Raw genomic sequence first — 23,100 nt, 5'->3', positions numbered from 1 at the left:
TGGCAGATCAGTAGCGCCAGGCCAGGCTGAAGCCGAACGTGGTGTAGTCGGTGGGGAAATGGGCGGGCTTGTGCAGCGCCGAGCCCACGAAGCCATCCCAGGAAAGCTGCTGCCAGCCGCCGCGCAGGCCCAGCGCCATGCCGGCCAGGTCGTGGCCGGACTGCCATTGCGCGGATGGGCCGCCGATACGGCCGTAGTCGGCGGCCACGTAGAACTCCTGGCCACCGCCGATGCCCAGCGAAAGATCGTTGCGCAGCGACCAGCCACGCTCGCCGCTGAGCGAGCTTTCACCATCGAAACCGCGCACGGTATAGCGGCCACCGATGGCGAAGCGGTCCTGTGGCGAGAGCGGCGTGCGGTTCCACTGCGCCCGCCATGCGGCGGTGTAGCGCAGGCGCTGCCTGCCCAGCTGGAACGGCACGCTGAACTGCGCATCAGCGGTGATCAGCTTCATCCGCGAGGTGCCTTCCAGCGGCAGCGTCGGATCCCACTGCTGCGCCCTCTCTTCCGGCGAGCGCAGGGCGTGGAAGGCGCCCGTGCCACGCCGGTAGGCCACGCTGGCATCGAGCGTGGCAGTGCCGATGAACTGCTTGTGGGTCAGGCCCAGTTCCCAGCCGGCGGTGCGGCGGCGCTGCACTTCAATCTCGGTATCGTCGATGTAGTTCTTCGACTCGCGCTGCCAGCCGCGCGCATAGGCACTGAACTTGATCTTGGCATTGCGCAGCAGCAGCCGGTCCACCCGCGCTTCGGCGTTGCGGCTGCGACCGCTGTAGTCATAGCGTTCAAAGGCGCCGACCACGCTCTGGCTGTAGTCGTAGGCGCTGGCGGTGGCACCGAACAGCCAGTAGCCGTACGGCACGTCGTAGTGCGCCGTCCAGCTGTCGGTGTCCCTGCCGCGGCCGTTGAACACGCCACGCCCGGCACTGATGTAGAACAGCTCGTTCAGCCCCAGCGGATTATCCAGCGACAGCGTCGCGTTGGCCTGCAGCTTGCCGGTGCCGCGGCTGCCGGCATCGTCCAGGGTGACGCTGGCGCGTACCGGTGAACGCTGCGTCCAGTCGATCTGCAGGTCGCTCTGGCCCGGCGCCGCGCCCTCGCCGTCGGCCGGCGCGATCTTGATGTCGGCGCTGACGGTGGGCACGCGCTGCAGGTTCTCCAGCCCCTGCTCGATGTCACGCAGGTTGAGCAGGCCGCCGCTGCGGATCGGCAATGCATTGGCGATGGCCGGATGCCGGCCCTGCGGATTGGAGAACACGGCCTCGCGGAACCGGCCCGGCACCACCGACAACGTCAGCGTGCCCTGGTTGAGGTCCTGCGGTGCCGACAGCACCCGCGTGGTGACATAGCCACGGGCGATGATCGCGTTCTGCACGCGCTTCATCACCACGTTGATGCCTTCGGTCCCCAGGCAACGGCCGGTGGCCGGATCATCCACCGGGTCGGCCGCCGCCAGTGCCCAGCCGAAGCGCTGGCTGTCGTCGCCCTCCAGCACGATGCGATCAATACGCACGCAGGGCTGCTCCTGCGCCGGCAGGTGCTCGCCCTCCTTCTGCGCATCCCGCTCCAAGCGGACGTCGGGGCGTTGTTCCTGCTGCTCGCGCAATACGCGTTCGCGTTCCTGTTGCCGCAGCAGTTCCTGCGCGGCTGGATCACCGGCCTGCTGAGCGGCAACACTGAAGGTCATGCCAAGCAACACCCCCCACCCACCACCACGGCACACCTGCCGTGCCTGCTTCTTCCCTGACCGCACAGTCTTTTCCTGATATTGATGCAGGCCGTCGGGCGCCCTGTCCGGAAAAGGACAAGGCGTCGACGTGCCGGCTTGATTCGGGTCTGCCGTCGCACACGCGAGAGCACGCCGCCGCGCGAAGCGCAGAAAAGCGCAAAGGGTATCGGCCGCCACAGGAACTTCTATAGGGAAGATTGCAAATTCAGTCGGCTGCGGGGAAACACACCGCAAATGGCCCGGACGTATACGCGCGCGCCATGGCACGAACCCTGGTCGTTCAGCACGCCGGCTTTCGCCTGCTGACGCTACAGTCGGCGCATGACCATCCTCCTACAGATCGAAGGCGCCGCCATCGGCGACATCGCCAGCCTCTATGCCGAGATCAACCGCGTGTTCATGGCCGGAGAAGACTGGCAGCTGGCGCCCAGCCTGGATGCGCTGGATGACCTGCTGTACGGCGGATATGGCGCCCTGGCCGGACGGTCCACCCGCACCATCATCTGGCGCGATGTCGAACACAGCCGCGTAGCATTGGGCGTGGCTGCCACACGCAGCTGGCTGCAGGCCAAACTGGCCCATCCCGGCGCATTCAACACCGCGGCCATCGAGCAGCAGCTTGCGGCATTGGAGTGCGGCGAAGGGCAGACCTACTTCGAGATCGTGATGGAGATCTTCGCGGCCCATCCGGACATCACCCTGGTGCAGGCCTGAAGCAAGCGGCAGCCCACGCCTGCGAATGCGGCAGCCCCTGCCCCCACCAGTTACCATGGGCATCCCTGTACCCGCTCCGCCGCGCCGCCCTCCAGCGCGAACGGACGCCCCGGATTCACGAGCCCCATGTCCAAAGAAAAGTCCGCCGAACACACCCCGCTGATGAAGCAGTTCTTCGCAGCCAAGTCCGACTACCCGGACCTGCTGCTGTTCTTCCGCATGGGCGACTTCTACGAGCTGTTCTACGACGATGCGCGCAAGGCCGCGCGCCTGCTCGACATCACCCTGACCCAGCGCGGCAGCTCCGGCGGCGCGCCGATCCCGATGGCCGGCGTGCCGGTGCACGCCTACGAAGGCTACCTGGCACGGCTGGTGGCGCTGGGCGAATCGGTGGCGATCTGCGAGCAGATCGGCGACCCGGCACTGGCCAAGGGCCTGGTCGAACGCAAGGTGGTACGTATCGTCACCCCCGGCACCGTCACCGACGAAGCGCTGCTGGACGAGCGCCGCGATACCCTGCTGATGGCGCTGTCGCGCACGAAGCAGGGCTACGGCCTGGCCTGGGCCGACCTGGCCGGTGGCCGCTTCCTGGTCAACGAAGTGGAAACCGACGACGCGCTGGAAGCCGAACTGGCCCGACTGGAACCGGCCGAGCTGCTGGTACCCGACGAGGAGAACTGGCCGGAGTTCCTGCGCCAGCGCACCGGCGTGCGCCGCCGTGCGCCGTGGCTGTTCGACGCCGACAGCGGCCGCCGCCAGCTGCTGAACTTCTTCAAGCTGCACGACCTGAGCGGCTTCGGTATCGATGACAAGCCGTGCGCCACCGCTGCCGCCGGCGCCCTGCTCGGTTATGTCGAGGAAACCCAGAAGCAGCGCCTGCCGCACCTGACCTCGATCGCGATGGAAACCGCTGGCGAGGCGATCGCGATGAACGCCGCCACCCGCCGCCACCTGGAACTCGATACGCGCGTCGACGGCGATACCCGCAACACCCTGCTCGGCGTGCTCGACAGCACCGTGACGCCGATGGGCGGGCGCCTGCTGCGCCGCTGGCTGCACCGCCCGCTGCGCCTGCGCGAGGTGCTGGTACAGCGCCACCATGCGGTGGAAACCCTGATCGACCGTGGCAGCGACGCCGACATCCGCGAGCAGTTCCGTCGCCTCGGCGACCTGGAACGCATCCTCACCCGCGTCGCACTGCGTTCGGCGCGCCCGCGCGATTTCTCCACCCTGCGCGATGGCCTCGGCCTGCTGCCGGCGGTGCGCGACGTGCTGGCGCCGCTGGATTCACCGCGCCTGCAGGCGCTGCATGCCGCGCTGGGTGAACATGACGAATGCGCACAGCTGCTGGCCAGCGCCATCGCCGAGATGCCGCCGCTGAAGCTGAGCGATGGCGGCGTGCTGGCCGACGGCTTCGATGAAGAGCTGGACGAGCTGCGCCGCCTGTCCACCCATGCCGACCAGTTCCTGGTCGACCTGGAACTGCGCGAGCGCGAGAGCAGCGGCATTCCCACCCTGAAGGTGGGCTACAACCGCGTGCACGGCTACTACATCGAGATCAGCAAGGGCCAGTCCGACCGTGCGCCGGTGCACTACACCCGCCGCCAGACGCTGACCAATGCCGAGCGCTACATCACCGAAGAACTGAAGGCGTTCGAAGACAAGGTGCTGTCCGCGCGCGACCGTTCGCTGTCGCGCGAGAAGTACCTGTACGAGCAGCTGCTGGATACCCTTGGTGCGCAGCTGGAACCGCTGAAGCAGTGCGCCGCCGCACTGAGCGAACTGGATGTGCTGGCGGCCTTCGCCGAACGCGCGCAGGCGCTGGACTGGGCGCGCCCGGAGCTGCAGGCCGAGCCCTGCCTGAAGATCGAGCGTGGCCGCCATCCGGTGGTCGAGGCGGTACGCGAGCAGCCGTTCGAGCCCAATGATCTGGACCTGCATCCGGACCGTCGCATGCTGGTCATCACCGGCCCGAACATGGGCGGTAAATCGACCTACATGCGGCAGAACGCGCTGATCGTGCTGCTGGCCCATATCGGCAGCTTCGTGCCCGCCAGCCGTGCACTGATCGGCCCGATCGACCGCATCCTGACCCGCATCGGCGCCGGTGACGACCTCGCCCGCGGGCAGTCGACCTTCATGGTCGAGATGGCCGAGACCAGCTACATCCTGCATCACGCCACCGCCCATTCGCTGGTGCTGATGGACGAGATCGGCCGCGGCACCTCCACCTACGATGGCCTGGCCCTGGCCGACGCAGTGGCCCGCCACCTGGCCTACCAGAACCGCTGCTACACGCTGTTCGCGACCCACTACTTCGAGCTGACCGCGCTGGCCGACGAGCAGCACGAGGGCGGCCGCAGCGGCATCGCCAACGTGCACCTGGATGCCGTCGAGCACGGTGAAGCGCTGGTGTTCATGCACGCGGTGAAGGACGGCCCCGCCAACCGCAGCTTCGGCCTGCAGGTGGCCGCACTGGCCGGCCTGCCGCGCGCCACCGTGGCACAGGCACGTCGTCGCCTGGCCGAGCTGGAGCAGCGCGGCGGTGAGAGCCATGCCGCCGAGCTGGCGCCGCAGGCACTGGATGCGCCGCAGCAGTTCGGCCTGTTCAGTGCGCCGGCCAGCAAGGCGCAGGAAGCACTGGCAGCAATCGACCCGGACGAACTGACGCCGAAGCAGGCGCTGGAAGCCCTGTACCGGTTGAAGGCGCTGCTGTAACCGCAGCGCACGCCCAAGGCCTCCCGCCTGCCTTGCGGGAGGCCTATCGAAAGGCTCTGCAGATCCGATTCTGCGTTTCAATTGACAGAATCTATCAACCTGAACGAATCATTCGATTATTCATTTCATCCGGCCATAGCTAAAGTCGAGTGAAGATGTTTACCCACGTCTTCACCGCCACCAGGAGCCAGCCGATGAGCCAGTCCGACAACAACAACGCCAAGTGCCCGTATCACAGCGCACCGTCGCCCGAGGAAGGCGCCCAGCAGCAGCGCGAGCTGAGCACCACGCCGAAGCAGAAGCACGGCGATGATCCGGTCACGCCGATGACCACGGCCTTCGGCGCACCGGTGGTGGACAACCAGAACAGCAAGACCGCCGGCCCGCGTGGCCCGCTGCTGATGGAAGACGTGTGGCTGCTGGAAAAGCTGGCCAACCTCAACCGCGAGATCATCCCCGAGCGCCGCATGCACGCCAAGGGCTCGGGCGCGTTCGGTACCTTCACCGTCACCCACGACATCAGCAAGTACACCCGCGCCAAGCTGTTCGAGAAGGTCGGCAAGCAGACCGAGATGTTCGCCCGCTTCACCACGGTGGCCGGCGAGCGTGGCGCCGCCGACGCCGAGCGTGACATCCGCGGCTTCGCGCTGAAGTTCTACACCGAAGAAGGCAATTGGGACCTGGTCGGCAACAACACCCCGGTGTTCTTCCTGCGCGACCCGCGCAAGTTCGCCGACCTCAACAAGGCGGTCAAGCGCGACCCGCACACCAACCTGCGCAGCGCGCGCAACAACTGGGACTTCTGGACGCTGCTGCCCGAAGCCCTGCTGCAGGTGACCGTGGTGATGAGCGACCGCGGCATTCCGCGCAGCTTCCGCCACATGCACGGTTTCGGCTCGCACACCTACAGCTTCACCAACGCCGACAGCGAACGCTTCTGGGTGAAGTTCCACTTCGTCAGCCAGCAGGGCATCGAATCGCTGACCGACGCACAGGCGCAGATCCTGGTTGGCCATGACCGCGAAAGCCACGGCCGCGACCTGTTCGCCGCAATCGAGAAGGGCGACTTCCCGAAGTGGAAGCTGTTCATCCAGGTCATGCCGGAGCTGGACGCGGAAACCTACCGCGTGCATCCGTTCGACCTGACCAAGGTGTGGCCGAAGAGCGACTACCCGCTGATCGAAGTGGGCCAGTTCGAACTGAACCGCAACCCGGTCAACTGGTACCAGGACGTGGAGCAGTCAGCGTTCGCACCGAGCAACCTGGTGCCGGGCATCGGCCCATCGCCAGACAAGATGCTGCAGGCGCGCCTGTTCGCCTATTCCGATGCGCAGCGCTATCGCCTGGGTGTGAACCACCACCAGATTCCGGTGAACGCAGCGCGCTGCCCGGTGCACAGCAACCACCGCGATGGTGCGATGCGCGTGGACGGCAACTACGGCGGCCTGCCGCACTACGAACCGAACAGCTACGGCCAGTGGCAGGAACAGCCGCAGTACCGCGAACCGCCGATGAAGATCCGCGGCGACGCCGACTTCTGGAACTTCCGTGAGGACGACGCCGACTACTTCAGCCAGCCCGGTGCGCTGTTCCGCAGCTACAACCAGGCCCAGAAGGACCGCCTGTTCGCCAACACCGCCCGTGCCCTGGGCGATGCGCCGGACTTCATCAAGCAGCGCCACATCGACAACTGCAGCAAGGCCGACCCGGCCTACGGTGCCGGTGTTGCCGCGGCGCTGAAGGCGCTGGCCAGCCAGCCGTCGGATCCGTTCAAGCCGGCCCAGCCGGAAGCGGACTTCCCCACCGCCACCCCGGGCGCCGAAGACATCGAGCTCTGACCGCCCTCCCCCGTGAACGGCACGCCGCCTCCCCGTGAGGCGGCGTCGCCGTTTTAACGGTCCGCGGCGTACCTTCTGCACGCCCAACCCCAATCAAGGATTCCGCAGATGAGCCTGACCGACGAACTTCTCGCCAAATTGCAGGGCGCCCCGCTGCAGCAGGTGTCGCAGCAGCTCGGCATCAGCGATACCCAGGCTTCCGGCGCGATCAGTGCCGCGCTGCCGGTGCTGATGGGCGCGCTGGGCAACAACGCCTCGCAGCCGCAGGGCGCGCAGGCACTGCTCGGCGCCTTGCAGAACAACCACAGTGGACTGGATCTGGGCAGCGTGCTCGGTTCGGTGCTGGGCGGCGGCGGCGGCGGTGCCGCCAGCGACGGCGCCGGCATCCTCGGCCACATCTTCGGCGGCAGCCAGCAGAAGGTGGAAACCGGCCTGGCCCAGGCCACCCAGCTCGACAGCGGCCGCACCAGCCAGCTGCTGCAGATCCTCGCGCCGATCGTGATGGCCTTCCTGGCCCAGCGCCTCGGTGGCGGCCAGGCCGATGCCGGCTCGCTCAGCCAGGCGCTCGGCCAGGAAAAGCAGCAGGTGCAGCAGCAGGGCGGCATCGCCGGCGGCCTGCTCGGCAGCGTGCTGGACCAGGACGGCGACGGCCAGTTCGGCATGAGCGACCTGCTCAAGCTCGGTGGCAACCTGCTCGGCGGCAAGCGCTGAGGTTTGCGGGCGCCGGACCCGGTCCGGCGCCCTGTTACCTACAGCGCGTCAATATCACCCAGCGCGCGGATCAAGCGCCGTGCGCGCTTGTCCGGCTTGTGCTCCGGCGGCTGGAACCCATCGCGTGCGGCGATGCGCAGCGCACGCTGTTCAGCACGACGGGCCCTGGAGGCCTCGCTCTCGGCATACAGCTGCTGCGCCGTCGGCGCTGGCCCGCGCTGATCGCTCAGCCCCAGCACCTGGATCTCGAAATGCTCCTCGCCACGGTCGACCTGCAGCTGCTCGCCGACGCGCACCGCGCGTGAGGATTTCGGGCGCTGCCCCGCAACGCTGACCTTGCCGGTTTCGATGGCCTGCTTGGCCAGGCTGCGGGTCTTGAAGAAACGGGCCGCCCACAGCCAGATGTCCAGGCGGACACTGGGCGACAACGGGGAAAGCTCGGGCATTGTTCGCTACTACTCCGGTGGCTTGTTGAGAGGACGCGGGTTGTCCGGATCGGCCCGGCAGCCGGTGCCGCCGATCAGCGGCCGCACGCCGGAGGCCAGGTCCTGGCGCTGGCTGCCGACCAGGCACTCGGGCCGGTCGGTCGGCCGGATCTGGGTATCGCCCAGCCGGTCGTCCATCGAACATGCGGCCAGTGCGGCGCCGATCAAGGCCAGCGCCAGGCTCCACTTCACCTGCAGTCGTTGATGCATTGCCACATCCCGCAAACCGGCTTGGTGCTAGTGTGCGCCTCCCGGGATTCGATCACCACTCCATGGCCAAAGCGCCGCTTGACCTGACCTCCGGCCCGATCGGCCGCAATCTCCTGCTGTTTTCCCTGCCGATCCTGGCGGGCAACATCGCGCAGTCACTGAACGGTTCGGTGAATGCGGTCTGGGTCGGGCGCTTCCTCGGCGAGGCGGCACTGACCGCCACTGCGAACGCCAACAACATCATGTTCTTCCTGATCGGCTCGGTGTTCGGCTTCGGCATGGCCTCGACCATCCTGATCGGCCAGGCGATCGGCGCGCGCGACATCGCGCAGGCGCGGCGCGTGGTCGGTACCAGCGCCACCTTCTTCATCGGCCTGTCGGTGATCATCGCCATCGCCGGCTGGTTCATGGCCCATCCGCTGCTGGCGGCGATGGGCACGCCGGCCGCCTCGCTGCCATTGGCCGAGGCCTACCTGCAGATCATCTTCCTGGCGATGCCGACGCTGTACGCGTTCGCCTTCCTCACCGCCGCACTGCGCGGTGCCGGTGACTCGCGCACGCCGTTCCGTTTCCTGATGGTGTCGGTGGCACTGGACATCGTGCTGAACCCGGTTCTGATCTTCGGCATGGGGCCGTTCCCCGCGCTGGGTATCGCCGGCTCGGCCTGGGCCACGCTGGTCGCGCAGACGCTGTCGCTGGCCGGCCTGCTGCTGTACATGCGGCACAAGCGCCACACCCTGTGGCTGGGCCGCGCCGACATGCGCCTGTTCAAGCTCGACATGACCATCCTCAAGGCGCTTGTGCTCAAGGGCGTGCCGATGGGCCTGCAGATGGTGCTGATCTCGCTGTCGGTGATCCTGCTGATGACCATGGTCAACCAGTACGGCACCGACACCGGCGCCGGTTACGGTGCTGCCCTGCAGCTGTGGAACTACCTGCAGATGCCGGCGATGGCGATCGGTGCGGCGTGCTCGTCGATGGCCGCACAGAACGTCGGTGCGCAGCGCTGGGACCGCGTACGCGGCACCGCGCGCCAGGGCGTGCTGTTCAACTTCCTGCTGACCGGCGCGCTGATCCTGCCGTTGGTTGTGTTCGATCGCCAGCTGCTGGCGCTGTTCCTGCCGCCGGCCAGCCAGGCGCTGGACATCGCCCGCCACCTCAACCACGTGGTGATCGGCTCGTTCCTGTTCTTCGGCGTCAGCTTCGTGATCTCCGGCGTGGTGCGCTCCACCGGCGCGGTGATTCCGCCGCTGCTGATCCTGGCCGGCTCGCTGTGGGGCGTGCGCGTGCCGTTCGCCGAACTGCTGCAGCCGTACTGGGGCGCCGATGCGATCTGGTGGAGCTTCCCGGTCAGCTCGCTGGTCTCGATGCTGCTGTCACTGGCGTATTACCGCTGGGGTGGCTGGCGCAAGGCGAAGATGATGGGCAAGCCCTCGCACGCCGAAGAACTGGCCACGCCCTCGGAGATTCCCGCCTGCCCGCCCTCGCCGGTGGCCGACCCGGATGCCGCGCTGGAGTCAGCCCCGCCACGGTAGTGCCGGCCGCTGGCCGGCAACTTCATGGACCGGTGGTAGTGCCGGCCGCTGGCCGGCAACTTCACACATCTCCGGAAGCATCGCAAAACAGTCGGCCAGCGGCCGGCTCTACCGCTTCTTCTTCGCAGCGTTGAACGTCGCCGCCGCGCGCAGCAGCGCCTTCAACGCCGCGGAATCGGGCATCGCGCCTTCATGGATGTCGATCGCACGCCGCGTGTTGCCCTCGAGGCTGGCGTTGAACAGGCCCTTCGGGTCCGCCAGCGCCGCACCGTTGGCGAAGGTCAGCTTCACCGCCTGCTTATAGGTCTCGCCGGTGCACAGGATGCCGTTGTGCTCCCACACCGGTGTACCGCGCCACTTCCAGGTTTCCTGCACGTCCGGCAGCGCTTCATGGATCAAGGCGCGCACGTGTGCCAGCGCTTCGCCACGCCAGTCGCCCAGCTCGGCGATGCGTGCATCGATCAGTTCAGCGGCCGGAGTTCCGGCATCGGCAGGGTTCGGTGCATGCGTGGCCATCAGCGGCTCTCGTCGGGAAGGGAATCGGAACGTCAGGGTTACATGCGCTCGCCGGGCAACGCGGCGGCCTGGCGCACCCAGTCGAGGAACTGTGCTTCATCCAGCACCCCATCCTGTGCAATGTGCAGGTAGCGCGTATCGGCGCTCCTGGAAGGCTCGGGCGGCACCGGCGTCAGTGCAGCGCCGCGGAAGAACGCCACCTTGATGTAGCGGGTGAAGCAATGGAAGCTGAGAAACCAGCCTGCGCCGGGCGCCACCGCATACATCGGCGAATTCCACTTCACGGCCTTGTGCACGCCAGGCACCGCCTGCGCGATCAGCGCATCCAGCTGCACGCCGATCGGCCGCTTCCAGTCCGGCATTGCCGCGATATAGGCCTGCACCGGGGCATCGCCCTCGCCCTTGGCAATCTGCGGGTTGCCGCCGGACAACAGCGTGGGCGCGGCGGAAGGTGCGGGTCGCTTGGCAGGCATCGCACGGCACGTCCATCGGGATGAAGCCGCAGCCTAGCGCGGCGCGTGCCTGCCAGTCACGGCGCGGTGCGCCATCGGCTCAGTCCGCCTGTCGCGCCCGGAACTGCCGCCAGTCCGGCAACTTGCGGTGGCGGCGCAGCGAGCGCATCAGCGCCGCCATCACCACGCCGAACAGGGCACCGGCCAACAGTCCGGCCGCCAGCAGCAAGGCCAACGGGCGCTCGCTGCCCTGCCACAGCATCAGCCACATCAGCGCGGTCCAGAACAGCCCGAACAGCAGACCCTGCACCAGCGCATTGGTGCCGAAGCCGGCCAGGATCGGCGGTGGCAGCGCGATGCCCATGCGCCACAGCACACGATGCAGCAGCGGCGCCGACTGCACGCGCGCCAGCCCCTTGCCGTCGAGGAAGCGCAGCGCCGACTGGATGACAGCGGGATAGTGCCGGTTGATGTCGTTCATCACCCGATCGTGGCCGATGCGGTGCCGGAAACGCAAACGGCCACCCGAAGGTGGCCGTCGCGGCAACAACCGAAGTTGTTTATCAGGCCTTTTCGGCCAGACGGGCAGCCTTGGCGGCAGCAGCGGCAGCCAGGTCTTCCTTGATGCGGGCAGCCTTGCCTTCCAGGCCACGCAGGTAGTACAGCTTGCCGGCGCGGACCTTACCACGACGCTTCACTTCGACCGAGTCGATGATGGCGCTGTGGGTCTGGAACACGCGCTCGACGCCGTAGCCGTGCGAGATCTTGCGGACGGTGAACGAGGAGTTCAGGCCGGCATTCTTGGTGGCGATGACAACGCCTTCGTAGGCCTGCACGCGCTCGCGGCTGCCTTCCTTCACCTTCACGTTGACGACAACGGTGTCGCCCTGGCTGAACTTCGGCAGTTCACGGGTGATCTGGGCGGATTCGAATTCCGCGACGATGGACTTGTTCAGCTTGCTCATGGGTTACACCGATTCTTGTTCGGGTGGGCGTGTCGTATCGACAACGTAGGCTCATGCAGTCACCGGACTGTGCTGCACGTTTGTTTTGGGTACTGCGCGCGCCGGCCGGGGCCGACGGGAATTGGCCATGATAGCCGATAACGCCAGCCCTGCGCTAGGGGCTGGCCTTGTGTTTCTGGGCCTGACGGGCCTGCTCCAGCAGCTTGCGGTCGGCCTTGCCCAGCGCCTGTTCATCCAGCAGGTCCGGGCGCCGCTGGGCAGTACGGACCAGTGACTGCTGGCGGCGCCAGGCCGCGATGGCCGCGTGGTTGCCCGAGCGCAGCACGTCCGGCACGTCACCCAGCGGGTGCTGGGCCGGCTGGCTGTAGTGCGGGCAGTCGAGCAGGCCGAGGTCGCCCTCGAAGCTGTCCTGCGCCGCCGATTCCGCGTCGTTCAGGGCACCGTCCTGCAGGCGGGCCACGGCGTCGATGATCACCGCCGCGCCCAGCTCGCCACCGGACAGTACGTAGTCGCCGAGGGAGATTTCCTCGTCGACATTGGCCTCCAGGAAACGCTCGTCGATGCCCTCGTAGCGGCCACAGAGCAGGACCATGCGCGGCAGCGCCGCCAGTTCCCGCACCTTGGCCTGGGTCAACGGCGCACCCTGCGGGCTGAGATGGATCACCCGCGCCGGGGTCGGATCGGCATCACGGATCGCCTGCAGGCAGGCCTGCAGTGGCTCGATCAGCATCACCATGCCGGGGCCACCACCGAACGGACGGTCGTCCACCCGGCGGTAGTTGCCTTCGGCGTAATCACGGGGGTTCCAGCCATGCAGGCTGAACAACCCCTTCTCCTGCGCGCGCCCGACCACGCCCAATCCAGCGGACTGGGCGAGGAACTCGGGGAACAGGGTGATGACGTCGAAACGCATGCTCACACTCAGAACTCGGGATCCCAGTCGACCACGACCAGGTTGGCCTCGAAGTCGACCGACTTGACGAAGTCCGGCTGCACGAACGGAATCATCCGCTCGCGGTCACCCCGGACCACCACCACGTCGTTGGCGCCGGTGCTGAACAGGTGCGAGACCTGGCCCAGGGCAACGCCCTCGGTGGTCTTCACATCCAGGCCTTCCAGGTCCACCCAGTAATACTCATCGGGCTTCGGCGGCGGCAACGCACTGCGGGCCACGTAGATCTCGGTGCCGTGCATCGCTTCAACGGTATCGCGGTCCTCGACGCCGGGGAAACGGGCGACCAGGTGCTTGCCGCTGTCGCGGCCGCGTACACCTTCAATCGTGGTTTCCACGCCGGACGGGCTGCGCACGATCCACGGCTGGTAACGGAAAATGGCGGAACGTGGCTCGGTCCAGGACTCGAGCTTGATCTCGCCGCGCACACCAAAAGCGCCGACAACCCTGCCCAGCAGGATGCGGCGCTCGATATCTTTCATCTGCTTCAACCAAGAGGGCCACGCCGAAGCGTGGCCCGTCAGGATCAGGCCGCAGCGGCCTGGGACTTGGTCGCTTCCTTGATCAGGTTGCGGACCTTGTCGGTCGGCTGGGCGCCGTTCTTGACCCAATGGTCAACGCGGGCCAGGTCCAGCTCGATGCGCTTCTCGGCGCCCTGGGCGACCGGGTTGTAGAAGCCAACGCGCTCGATGTTGCGGCCGTCGCGCGCGCTGCGCACGTCGGTCACGATGATGTGGTAGAACGGACGCTTCTTGGCGCCGCCGCGGGTCAGTCGAATCTTGACCATGGTGTTTTTCCTATTGCCCAGTCGCCAGGATGGCGAGGTAAGCGGGCGATTATAGCGGCAGAGCCCGGCCGAGCCAACCCCGGGGGCTCGCCCGGGGTCAGATCCCTTTTGCGACGCAAAAGGGATCTGACCCCAGCCCCTGCCAAGCCACTCCCGCCAGCACCGCCCTGCCCTGTTCAGCCAGCGCCTGCGAGCCCGCCAGGACATGCCCGTCAATGGCTTCCAGCGCCCACAGGCCGCTGGCGTTGCAGGCAAAAGCGGCCTTCACGCTGTCCAGCTCCGCCAGCGCCAACGGCTGCGTCAGCTGCGCGCCGGGCCAATGCTGCTTCAGCAGCGCCTCGGCGGTACCGCGCAGGGCCGGCGCCTGCGGCCAGAGCAGCCGCTCACCATCGTGAACGGCCAGGTTCCAGGTGCTGCCTTCACTCACGTCGCCATCGGCGGTCACGAACAGCACATCGTCGAATCCTTCCGCCATCGCCGCGCGACGCTCGGCAAACAGGCCGAAGGTGCCGACGTGCTTGATCTGCGGCAGCTCGCGCTGCCACACCACGCTGCGCACCCGCTTCGGTGCGACCAACACCACCGGCGCGGATGCCGCCACCAGCACGTCCACCGGCACGGCCGCCAGCGGATTGCGGAAGTCGAAGCGGCGCGAGTACACCGACACCCGCAGCGAGGCATCGGCCAGGCCGGCCTGCCGCAGCGCCTGCGCCATCCAGCCCCGCACCTGCGCCGTATCCAGTTCGCTGCCGAACAGTTCGCGCGTGGCATGCGACAGCCGCGCCAGATGCAGGTCCAGTCCCTGTACGGCGTGGTCGCGTACCTGCAGCGAGGTGAAGTGACCGTAGTTCACCAGCGCCGGCAGCAGATCCTCCACCTGCGCCGGCAGGCCGTTGCAGGTCAGCGTCATCGCAGCAGTGCCTGCGCCTGTTCCCACATGCCGCGCAGCACGTCGGCGGCCGGCCGTGCCGGCGCCATCCACGCCGACTGCCCGGCCCAGGCCTGCATCGCCGCCAGGCGGTTTTCCTGCGCGGCCTGCCTGCGCATCGGCGCGGTCAGCCCGCGCTGCACCGGATACGGACGCGGCGCCGGGGCGCCTTCCGCAGCGGCGGCGCGTACATAGGGGGTCGCCAGGCCACGGCCCAGGCGGCCGCTGAAGGCGCGGGTCGGCCAGGTATCTTCGGGTTCGCTGGCCGCCAATCCATCGGCCCACGCTGAAGCGATCGCCGCTTCGGGCGTGCGCAGGAAGGCAGTGCCGATCTGCACGGCGCTGGCCCCCAAGGTGAGTGCGGCAGCAATGCCACGGCCGTCGGCGATACCGCCGGCGGCGATCACCGGAATCTGCAGGTGATCGGCCAGGCGTGGCAACAACGCAAACAGGCCGACCAGCTGGCGCTCGGCCATCGCCGGATCGAACGCACCGCGATGGCCACCGGCCTCCACGCCCTGTGCGACCACCGCGTCGGCACCGGCGTCCTGTGCCGCACGCGCTTCGGACAAGGTGGTCGCACAGGCGATCCAGGCAATGCCGGCATCCTTCAACTGCTGTACGTGGCGCGGCAGCAGCACGCCCATGATGGTCGAGGCCACCGCCGGGCGCGCCGCCAGCAGTGCGGCGAACTGTTCTTCGAAGTCGGCGGGCGTGGCATCGGCGGCGCTGGCCGGCACGTCCGGACCCCACTGCGCGAGGAAGGTGCGGCTGGCGGCTTCAGCGGCGACATCACGGGTCGGTGCCGGGTCCGGCACCCATAGGTTCACCTGTGCGGGGCCCGTCGAGGCAGCGCGGAAGTCATCCATCCAGTGGCCGATATCGGCCGATGACGACAGCACCGCGCCCATCGCCCCCATGCTGCCGGCATTGGCCAGCGCAGCCGACAACGGCACCGGGCAGGCGCCGGCCATCGGGGCCAGCAGGATCGGAACGGAAACGCCAAAGCGCCGGCAGAACGCCTCGACGCGGGAAGATACAGCGGAACTCTGCATGACGGCCCATCGTTTCGGACAGGCCCCCATGGTGCGCGCAGGACGGGGGTAGAGTCGAGCTTGCTCGACTCTACCTCGACCGGGGCACCGACAGAAAAGCAGTCGAGCATGGCTCGACTCTACAAAAAAAGCCGGTGTTCAACGCATCAACGGAACGGCATGCCGCGGCCGCCCATGGCGCCCATCATGCCCTTCATGCTGCGCAACATGCCCTTCATGCCGCCGCCGGCCATCTTGCTCATCATCTTTTCCATCTGCATGTACTGCTTCATCAGCTTGTTGACGTCGGCCGGGGTCACGCCCGAGCCCTTGGCGATGCGCGCGCGGCGCGAGCCATTGAGCAGGTTCGGGTTGCGCCGTTCCTTCTTGGTCATCGAGCCGATGATGGCGATCATGCGCGGCACTTCCTTGCCCTGGCTGACCTGCTGCTTCAGATGGTCGGGGATGTTGCCCAGGCCCGGCAGCTTGTCCATCAGGCCGCCGATGCCGCCCATGTTCTGCATCTGCTCGAGCTGGTCGCGCATGTCGTTCAGGTCGAACTTCTTGCCCTTGGCGACCTTCTCGGCCAGCTTGGCGGCCTTGTCCTTGTCGACCTGCTGCTCGACCTGCTCGACCAGCGACAGCACGTCGCCCATGTCCAGGATGCGGCTGGCGATGCGGTCCGGGTGGAACACGTCCAGGCCTTCCGGCTTTTCGCTGACACCGACGAACTTGATCGGCTTGCCGGTGATGTAGCGCACGCTCAGCGCGGCACCGCCGCGGGCGTCACCGTCGGTCTTGGTCAGTACCACGCCGGTCAGCGGCAACGCATCACCGAAGGCCTTGGCGGTGTTGGCCGCGTCCTGGCCGGTCATGGCGTCGACCACGAACAGGGTTTCGGCCGGGTTCACGGCAGCGTGCAGGGCCTTGATCTCGGCCATCATCGCTTCGTCGATGGCCAGGCGGCCGGCGGTATCGACCAGCAGCACGTCGACGAACGACTTGCGCGCATCGTCGATTGCGGCGCGGACGATGGCTTCCGGCTTCTGGTCGGCGCTGGACGGGAAGAACAGCACGCCGACCTGCTCGGCCAGGGTCTTCAGCTGCTCGATCGCGGCCGGGCGGTAGACGTCGGCCGAAACCACCATCACCTTCTTCTTGCGCTTTTCCTTCAGGTGCTTGGCCAGCTTGCCCACCGTGGTGGTCTTGCCGGCGCCCTGCAGGCCCGCCATCAGGATGATGGCCGGGGCGGGTACGTTGAGGTTCAGGTCGCTGGCTTCGGCGCCCATCACCGCGGTCAGCTCGTCGCGGACGACCTTGATCAGGGCCTGGCCCGGGGTCAGCGACTTCAGCACTTCCTGGCCGACCGCGCGCACCTTGATGCGCTCGATCAGGGCCTGCACCACCGGCAGCGCAACGTCGGCTTCGAGCAGCGCGATGCGCACTTCGCGGGTCGCCTCGCGGATGTTCTCCTCGGTCAGGCGGCCGCGGCCACGCAGGCGCTCGATGGTGCCGGAAAGGCGCTGGGTCAGGGACTCGAACATGCGGCGCAACCTGTCTGAAAGCGGGGGACAATAAGGCAGACAGTATAACGGGTCCGGCTGTCCGCCCGGACTGCGACCACCGGGCCGTCGCCAGCATCCCGGGGGTATGCGAAACTGCAACGATGACAATCGTTCTCATCGCCGTCCTGCTCTACCTGGCTGCCAGCGCCCTGCTGGTGCGCGCGCTCGGCCGCGATGAAAGCACCGGCTCTCCCACCTGGCTGTGGCCCGCCCTGCCGGCGATGCTGCTGCATGGCGGCTACCACGTGATGGTGGCGATGCGTACCAACGGCGGGCCGGACATGCACTTCTTCGCCGCGCTGTCGCTGGTCGGCCTGGGCATGGCCTGGCTGACCTCGCTGGTCGGCGCGCGTGGGCGGATGTCGGCGCTGGGCGTGGTGGTATTTCCGCTGGCCGCGGTCCTGCTGCTGGCCTACCACGGCTACGGCCACGAACCGAGCAAGGTGCTGGGCTGGCGCCTGGCCAGCCACGCCTGGCTGGCGCTGCTGGCCTACGCCACGCTGAGCATCGCCGCGCTGCTGGCGATCATGCTCTGGCTGCAGGAACGCGCCCTGCGCCGCCGCGAGTTCCGCCCGTGGCTGCGCGCGCTGCCGCCGCTGGCCGATCTGGAATCGCTGCTGTTCCGGGTGATCACCGTCGGCTTCGCGCTGCTGACCCTGACCCTGGTCACCGGCGTGCTGTTCGTCGACGACCTGCTGGCGCAGAAGCTGGTGCACAAGACCGTGCTCAGCGTGCTGTCGTGGATCGTGTTTGGCGTGCTGCTGATCGGCCGCCGGCGCTACGGCTGGCGCGGCATGAAGGCGGTGCACTGGACACTGGCGGCGATGCTGTTGCTGCTGCTGGCGTTCTTCGGCAGCCAGTTCGTGATCGAACTGGTGTTCGGGCATACGCGATAAAGGCGTGCCGACCAACGGTCGGCCCCCCCCCCGGTACTGCTAACCAACGGTCGGTCCCCAATCTGGTAGTGCCGGCCGCTGGCCGGCAACAGGGCGACGCCATGCGTGGATGCCGCAGCCGCCCCCCCCCCCCCACCATCAAGGGACAGGCTGGGCCAGGATCCGGCGCAGCGAGCGGCCGTTGTTGGAGATCAGGTCGTCGGCCTGCCAGCAACCCTTGCCCTGGCGGACCATCGGCACGCGCGACACGAACGCCTGCTTCTCCACTGCGTAGTGGATCTCGACCATGCCGGTATCAGCCGTGGCCCCCTTCCACTGGTAGGTCACCGGGCCCTCGATGTCAGCGTCCTGCGCGTCCAGCCACGGATCCCAGTCAATGTTGCAGATGCCCTGCTCGCGCGCCTGGCAGGCGCGCTCGCCACGCAGGGCTTTGCCAAAGCCGTCGCTGACCAGCGCCTGCGGTGCGTCCAGCACAAAGCCGTTGTCACCCGACGTCGCCTCGAAGAAGGCGCGGGCCACGGCGGTGGGTTCCTGGCAGGCCGGCCCGGCCTGCACGGTGGGGGCCAGCAGCAGCCCGGCGATCACGAACATCCCTGTCTTTCGCATGTATTTCTCCTTGAGGTAGTGCCGGCCGCTGGCCGACAATACAGGATATCCCGGCGCTGCCGGCCAGTGGCCGGCACTACCGATACCCGGCTTACAACCCGTAACGCTCGATCACATCCAGATGCGGCTGGCGATCCTGGTCGCAGGCTTCGGCCAGGCGCAGCCAGCAGTGCGGATGCGGCCACTTCACGGTTTCCTGCTGCAGGAAGCGGTGCAGCGCCAGAGGCGCATGGTCCTGCGGCTGGGCGACCGTGAACAGCAGGCCCGGCAGCGTGCCCTCTTCCGCGTCGGGATCGGTCACGGTGTAGTCCGGGCGGCTGTGCGACCACACCTGCCAGCCCTGCGCTTCGGCCGCAGCAACGAAGGCGTTCCAGGCTTCTTCGCCCGGATGCGCACCGTCGATCAACCAGCTGCGGGCGAAGCCACCGCGCTCCAGCACGTGCACCTGCGCATAGGTCGGGATGAAGTGCTCGCGCGCTTCCTCCTCCTCCGGTGCCGGATGCACCAGCGCGGCATCGAACACCACCCAGTCGCCCACCTGCTGCGCGCGGTTGGCCGGTGCGTTCTCGACGATGCGTGCGGTCACCGGGCCGCTGCGACGGGCGTAGTACTCCATCGGCTCGCCGTTCTCTTCGCTGCGGATGATCACCCAGCCCCACGGCTCTTCAACCACGCCGTCCTGGCTGGACAGCTCCATGCCGATCGCCGCCGCCGAGCGGCGCACCGCGTCCCAGTCACGTGCCGCGCTGGCTGCACTCATGTGGTCCCAATGCGCGGCGCTCGGCTCTTCCAGCAGCTCCACCAGCTGCGCATAGCAGGCCTGCGCCTCGCTGAAACGGCCGGTTTCCATGTACATCCGCGCCAGCGTGCCGCGCGCACCGTGCGAACCGGGCGATGCCGCCAGCAAGGCCTGCGCGGCCCGCTCCAGCGCCGGCCAGTCGGACACGCGGCGGGCGCGCTGCACGTCGCACCAGTGCGCGAACACCGGCACGCTGCCGCGATAGAGGTCGGCAAGCTGGCGCAGGCCATCATCGTCACCCTGCTCGGCCAGCCAGCGCATCAACGTATAAGCGGCCGGGCCATCATCCTGCGCGTGCGCGCGCACGAAGCGCCACAGCAATGCGCGCGCTTCGGTCTGTGCACCACAGGCGCTCAGCGCGGAGGCGGCCATCTCGGCCAAGGCCTCGTCATCGGGCAGCTGCGCCTGTGCCTGCAGCAGCCACTGCGCCTCACGCTCCGGATCGCGCGCCTGGTTCTGCTCGCCCTGCGCGTCCAGCCACGCCAGCAATTCGCCGGCCGGTGCCGGCAGCGGCGCCATCTCCGGCAATGCATCGATGCGTGCCGCCAGGCCGGCCACCAGCGCAGCCGCGCCCCGGTCCTGGCGCAGCTGTGCCAGATGGGTACGCGCCAGCTCCAGCTGGCGCAGCGCCACCCAGCGCGCTCCCCGCTGCAGCGCCAGCTCCAGGCTCAGCGCCGCGACTTCGATCAGCAGGCGATGCGAACCGACCCGGGCGAAGTGCTCGATGATCGTGTTGAAGCGCGTGCCCAGGTCCCACGTATTGCGCGCGGGGTCGCGCTGGCACAGCGCAGCGGCGGTGTTCGCCCACAGCCGCCAGTAGTTCGGGGTCAGCTCGCGCCACGGCACCAGCTGCTGCAGCGCCTCTTCGTCGCGGCCCAGCTGGGCCAGCGCCCACGCCTTGGACAGGCGGCGCGGCACCGTGCAGTTGGCCGGCTCGTACTCACCGGAAGCCGCCACTTCAGCCTCGCGCTTTTCGATCAGCACCAGTGCCTCTTCGGCCCGGCCCACGGCGAGCAGGATCTTGATCTGCATCTCCGGGAAGCTGTCGAACACCTCCTTGCCGCAGGCCTCGATCGCATCGGACTGCACCTGCAGGTAATCCAGCGCCTCCTGGCCACGGCCGTCGTCGAGCAGCGCATCGGCTTTCTCGCAGCTCAGGCACTGGAAGCAGGCCCAGCTGGGATCGATGCGGCCGAGGGTCTCGTCGCACACCTCGATGCGCTCGGGCACCCAGCCCGGGCCATCGATGTTGCCGTAGCAGGCGGCCAGATCCTGGGTCACGCAGATCGACTGCGGGCATTCCAGGGTGTCTTCGCGGTGTGCGCGCTCGAACAGCGCAACGGCTTCGCCAAGTGCGCTCTCGCCTTCAACCCTGTTGCCGACGCGGTTGCGCAGCGCCCAGTGGCCGACGTAGACGTCGACCCAGGGGTTGTCCAGCGCCTTGCCCAGCGCACGCGCTTCGGGCAGCAGTGCATCGACGCGGTCGATCTGCAGCTCGCTGACCTCGTCGGCGAGGCGGTTCAGCAGGTGCGCGTTCTGCGCCTGGCCGGCCTGGCGCAGGTCTCCCTGCAGTTTTTCGACCCAGTTCCAGATGTCCATGGGGTAAGTGCTCCTGTCTAGCGAAGGCTGGATGAGAGGGTGCAGTGCTCAGCGCAGCATCTGCTGCAGGGCACCGGCGATATCGGTAAAGGCGCCGTTGAGATCCGGGCCTGGCGTGGCGGTCGCTGCCCGGGCCAGGGGACGGCCCTGCGCAGCGACGATGATCTTCAGCGAGCGCAGCAGGCGTGCCGCTGCTTCGGCCTGCGGGTGGCCCTCGCGCTGGGCGCGCAACAGCGCCTGCACCGCCGGGTTGTCGAGGTTGAGGTACAGCCGCGAGGGTGCACGCGATTCGATGCGTGCGGTGAACTGCCGCGCCAGGCGCAGCGCCGCCATCGAAACGCGCTTGTCGTTCTCGTCGTCCTCCAGGCGTTGCTTCAGTTCGGCTTCGCGGTCGGGCACCACCACCACCGGCAATGCCTCCGGGCTGAAGCGCGCCGGCAGCAGCTGCTCGCCATCGCCCAGCTGCTCGCGCAGCCAGGCCAACTGCGCCTCGTCGAGGCTGTCATCGGTGCGGAACAATGCGCGATTGCCCTGCTCGGTGCCGAGTTCAACCAGGCGCAGGCCCTTGGCCTGGGCCCAGCGCCGCAGGAATGGCACCACGGCATAGCGATGGCCATGCGCGACCGGCACGCCCATCGCACGGAACAGCATTTCCTCGAAGCCACCGCCGTTGTCGAGGATCACGTGCACGGCACCGCGTGCGGGCAGCGCACTGGCCGGCAGGTCACCCTGCGAAGTCGGCACGCGCACGTGTTCCAGCAGCAGGTCGAACAAGCGGTCATCGCACAGCGCCGCGCCCAGCAGCGCCTCGTTGTGGCGGCTCAATACGCGTCGCCACGCCTCTGGCTGCTGCCGTGCAACGTCGGCCAGGCCATCAATCAGCGCCTCCAGCAAGGCATGTTGCACAGCGCGGTACTGGTCATCGCGCTGCAGGTCTTCGCGGCTGGCGGTGGGCGTCAGCCGCGAGGATTCGATCACCCCGCCGATGAAACCGGCCCACGGCGGCAGCAGGTCACGGGCGTCGTCATCCAGCAGCATGCCGCGCACGAACACCGACAGGTTGCGGTTGTCACTGGTGCCATAAGTGGCGCCGTCCTGCACCCACAGCAGGCCGGTGGCATCGCTGTTGCCGTCGGCACGCAGCGGCACGGTGACGATCGGCTCGAAATCGTGCTCGAAGCGCGCAGCGAACTGCAGCGCCTGGCGACGTGCCTGCACCGGATGCACGGCGACCTCTCCCTGGCCGCGCCACGGCGGCGGCTCGGGATTGAGCGCCTCGCCCGCAGCACCGATGAAGATCGGCTCGGACAACAGCGCGCAGTAACGGCCCAGCACCTCATGCAGGCGCGCCTCGTTGGCCAGCGGCAGGAAGTCCGGATGCAGCTCCAGTTCGACCTCGGTGCCGACCGCGCGTGCCGGCACTTCGCTGACGGTGTACTGCTCGGCGTTGCTGGACACGTACAGATGGCCCAGCTCCGGCGTCTGGTACGAGGTCGTGCGCACGCTGACCCGGCGCGCGAGCACGAAGGCCGACAGGAAGCCGAGGCCGAACATGCCGATCAGGCCATCATCGTCCTCGCCGCCCTGGCGCAGGCCACGGGTATAGCCGACGCCGACGGTGGCCAGGTAGTCGTGGATTTCCTGGCGGGTCAGGCCGGCACCGGTATCGATGATGCGCAGCACGCCGGCACCGGCATCGACCTGCACCGAAATGCGCGAAGGTACCTCGACGCCGGGCTGCTCGATGCGGCGGCGGATGATCGAGTCGTGCGCGTTCTGCACCAGCTCACGCAGCGCCACCACCGGGGTGGAATACAGGTGCTTGCCCAGCACCGTCATCAATCCATTGAGATCGACCCCGGCACGACGGATCTCGGCGTTGGGGGCAATGAGCGCGGTGTCCTGCATGTAATCGTTTACTCCTGGGCACGGAAAGACGCCAGAGGGCGCCTTCGTCGAGCGGGAAAAACTAGCACAGGGAAGCTGACCGTTGCCGTGCACACCGCCGCATTCCGCACGCGCGAAGGCAACGCCGGGCCACGCCCGGCGGGTGCGCGGCAGGCA

The 23,100-nt window shown here is 67.9% G+C and carries 22 protein-coding genes; 6 read left to right on the top strand and 16 right to left on the bottom strand.

Features of this window, described 5'->3' with window-relative positions; translation table 11 throughout:
* Positions 1-7 precede the first annotated feature (7 nt).
* Positions 8-1,684, bottom strand: a complete 1,677-nt coding sequence (locus ACZK1G_RS06185) for a ShlB/FhaC/HecB family hemolysin secretion/activation protein (RefSeq protein WP_049446396.1) — start codon at positions 1,682-1,684, stop codon at positions 8-10.
* 363 nt (positions 1,685-2,047) lie between these two features.
* Here ACZK1G_RS06185 and ACZK1G_RS06180 point away from each other — a divergent pair, with 363 nt between their 5' ends.
* The 4 genes from ACZK1G_RS06180 to ACZK1G_RS06165 all read left to right on the top strand — a co-directional run bounded on the left by ACZK1G_RS06180 (position 2,048) and on the right by ACZK1G_RS06165 (position 7,707).
* The gene (locus tag ACZK1G_RS06180) at positions 2,048-2,440 is read left to right on the top strand and encodes a barstar family protein (RefSeq protein WP_101765146.1); all 393 of its coding nucleotides are present in this window, start codon (positions 2,048-2,050) and stop codon (positions 2,438-2,440) included.
* A 126-nt stretch (positions 2,441-2,566) separates the two neighbouring features.
* The gene (gene mutS, locus ACZK1G_RS06175; RefSeq protein WP_101765145.1) at positions 2,567-5,158 is read left to right on the top strand and encodes a DNA mismatch repair protein MutS; all 2,592 of its coding nucleotides are present in this window, start codon (positions 2,567-2,569) and stop codon (positions 5,156-5,158) included.
* Positions 5,159-5,352: 194 nt separating this feature from the next.
* On the top strand, positions 5,353-6,996 hold the full coding sequence (locus ACZK1G_RS06170) for a catalase (protein WP_101765144.1): 1,644 nt from the start codon (positions 5,353-5,355) through the stop codon (positions 6,994-6,996).
* A gap of 108 nt (positions 6,997-7,104) precedes the next feature.
* A complete protein-coding gene (locus tag ACZK1G_RS06165; RefSeq protein ID WP_049446404.1) occupies positions 7,105-7,707 on the top strand; it encodes a DUF937 domain-containing protein in 603 nt (200 codons plus the stop codon).
* A 38-nt stretch (positions 7,708-7,745) separates the two neighbouring features.
* On the opposite strand, the gene ACZK1G_RS06160 is transcribed toward ACZK1G_RS06165, so the two are convergent.
* Both ACZK1G_RS06160 and ACZK1G_RS06155 read right to left on the bottom strand, forming a co-directional pair.
* A complete protein-coding gene (locus ACZK1G_RS06160) occupies positions 7,746-8,153 on the bottom strand; it encodes an RNA-binding S4 domain-containing protein (protein WP_049446406.1) in 408 nt (135 codons plus the stop codon).
* A gap of 9 nt (positions 8,154-8,162) precedes the next feature.
* Complete coding sequence (locus ACZK1G_RS06155) at positions 8,163-8,402, bottom strand: hypothetical protein (protein WP_101765143.1); 240 nt, start codon at positions 8,400-8,402, stop codon at positions 8,163-8,165.
* A 62-nt stretch (positions 8,403-8,464) separates the two neighbouring features.
* On the opposite strand from ACZK1G_RS06155, the gene ACZK1G_RS06150 reads away from it, so the two are divergent.
* Positions 8,465-9,937, top strand: a complete 1,473-nt coding sequence (locus ACZK1G_RS06150) for an MATE family efflux transporter (RefSeq protein WP_101765142.1) — start codon at positions 8,465-8,467, stop codon at positions 9,935-9,937.
* 108 nt (positions 9,938-10,045) lie between these two features.
* On the opposite strand, the gene ACZK1G_RS06145 is transcribed toward ACZK1G_RS06150, so the two are convergent.
* The 10 genes from ACZK1G_RS06145 to ffh all read right to left on the bottom strand — a co-directional run bounded on the left by ACZK1G_RS06145 (position 10,046) and on the right by ffh (position 17,115).
* Complete coding sequence (locus ACZK1G_RS06145) at positions 10,046-10,453, bottom strand: DUF1801 domain-containing protein (protein ID WP_101765141.1); 408 nt, start codon at positions 10,451-10,453, stop codon at positions 10,046-10,048.
* 38 nt (positions 10,454-10,491) lie between these two features.
* Positions 10,492-10,926 carry a DUF1801 domain-containing protein gene (locus ACZK1G_RS06140; protein WP_197622031.1) on the bottom strand — a complete coding sequence of 145 codons (435 nt, stop codon included), beginning with the start codon at positions 10,924-10,926 and terminating at the stop codon, positions 10,492-10,494.
* A gap of 79 nt (positions 10,927-11,005) precedes the next feature.
* Positions 11,006-11,386, bottom strand: coding sequence for a DUF6404 family protein (locus ACZK1G_RS06135; protein WP_075675013.1), 381 nt, complete (start codon positions 11,384-11,386; stop codon positions 11,006-11,008).
* A gap of 82 nt (positions 11,387-11,468) precedes the next feature.
* Entirely contained in the window at positions 11,469-11,870 is a 402-nt protein-coding gene (gene rplS / locus ACZK1G_RS06130) for a 50S ribosomal protein L19 (protein ID WP_005408597.1), read from the bottom strand.
* 154 nt (positions 11,871-12,024) lie between these two features.
* Positions 12,025-12,783 (bottom strand): tRNA (guanosine(37)-N1)-methyltransferase TrmD, encoded by a 759-nt coding sequence (trmD, locus tag ACZK1G_RS06125; RefSeq protein ID WP_049462346.1) that lies wholly within the window; start codon positions 12,781-12,783, stop codon positions 12,025-12,027.
* Positions 12,784-12,791: 8 nt separating this feature from the next.
* On the bottom strand, positions 12,792-13,304 hold the full coding sequence (rimM, locus tag ACZK1G_RS06120) for a ribosome maturation factor RimM (protein WP_010483256.1): 513 nt from the start codon (positions 13,302-13,304) through the stop codon (positions 12,792-12,794).
* 44 nt (positions 13,305-13,348) lie between these two features.
* Entirely contained in the window at positions 13,349-13,609 is a 261-nt protein-coding gene (gene rpsP / locus ACZK1G_RS06115; RefSeq protein ID WP_005415733.1) for a 30S ribosomal protein S16, read from the bottom strand.
* Between the two features lie 97 nt (positions 13,610-13,706).
* A complete protein-coding gene (locus tag ACZK1G_RS06110) occupies positions 13,707-14,519 on the bottom strand; it encodes an aminotransferase class IV family protein (RefSeq protein ID WP_101765139.1) in 813 nt (270 codons plus the stop codon).
* Entirely contained in the window at positions 14,516-15,592 is a 1,077-nt protein-coding gene (locus ACZK1G_RS06105; RefSeq protein ID WP_101765138.1) for an NAD(P)H-dependent flavin oxidoreductase, read from the bottom strand. The genes ACZK1G_RS06110 and ACZK1G_RS06105 overlap by 4 nt, the downstream gene beginning before the upstream one ends.
* Positions 15,593-15,738: 146 nt before the next feature.
* Positions 15,739-17,115, bottom strand: a complete 1,377-nt coding sequence (ffh, locus tag ACZK1G_RS06100; protein WP_014036403.1) for a signal recognition particle protein — start codon at positions 17,113-17,115, stop codon at positions 15,739-15,741.
* Between the two features lie 122 nt (positions 17,116-17,237).
* Between ffh and ACZK1G_RS06095 the strand changes: the two genes are divergently transcribed.
* The gene (locus ACZK1G_RS06095) at positions 17,238-18,032 is read left to right on the top strand and encodes a cytochrome C assembly family protein (RefSeq protein WP_049446996.1); all 795 of its coding nucleotides are present in this window, start codon (positions 17,238-17,240) and stop codon (positions 18,030-18,032) included.
* A gap of 138 nt (positions 18,033-18,170) precedes the next feature.
* Here ACZK1G_RS06095 and ACZK1G_RS06090 read toward each other — a convergent pair whose 3' ends face one another.
* From ACZK1G_RS06090 to ACZK1G_RS06080, 3 genes are all read right to left on the bottom strand, one after another.
* Complete coding sequence (locus ACZK1G_RS06090; RefSeq protein ID WP_101765137.1) at positions 18,171-18,638, bottom strand: hypothetical protein; 468 nt, start codon at positions 18,636-18,638, stop codon at positions 18,171-18,173.
* A gap of 91 nt (positions 18,639-18,729) precedes the next feature.
* Positions 18,730-21,036: a tetratricopeptide repeat protein gene (locus tag ACZK1G_RS06085; RefSeq protein WP_101765136.1), complete on the bottom strand. Its 2,307-nt coding sequence runs from the start codon at positions 21,034-21,036 to the stop codon at positions 18,730-18,732.
* A gap of 48 nt (positions 21,037-21,084) precedes the next feature.
* Positions 21,085-22,944, bottom strand: a complete 1,860-nt coding sequence (locus ACZK1G_RS06080) for an ATP-binding protein (protein ID WP_101765135.1) — start codon at positions 22,942-22,944, stop codon at positions 21,085-21,087.
* Positions 22,945-23,100 lie beyond the last annotated feature (156 nt).

It is taken from the genome of Stenotrophomonas sp. 109824_Sma (assembly GCF_056480025.1).
This window is presented reverse-complemented; position numbering and strand designations above follow the sequence as displayed.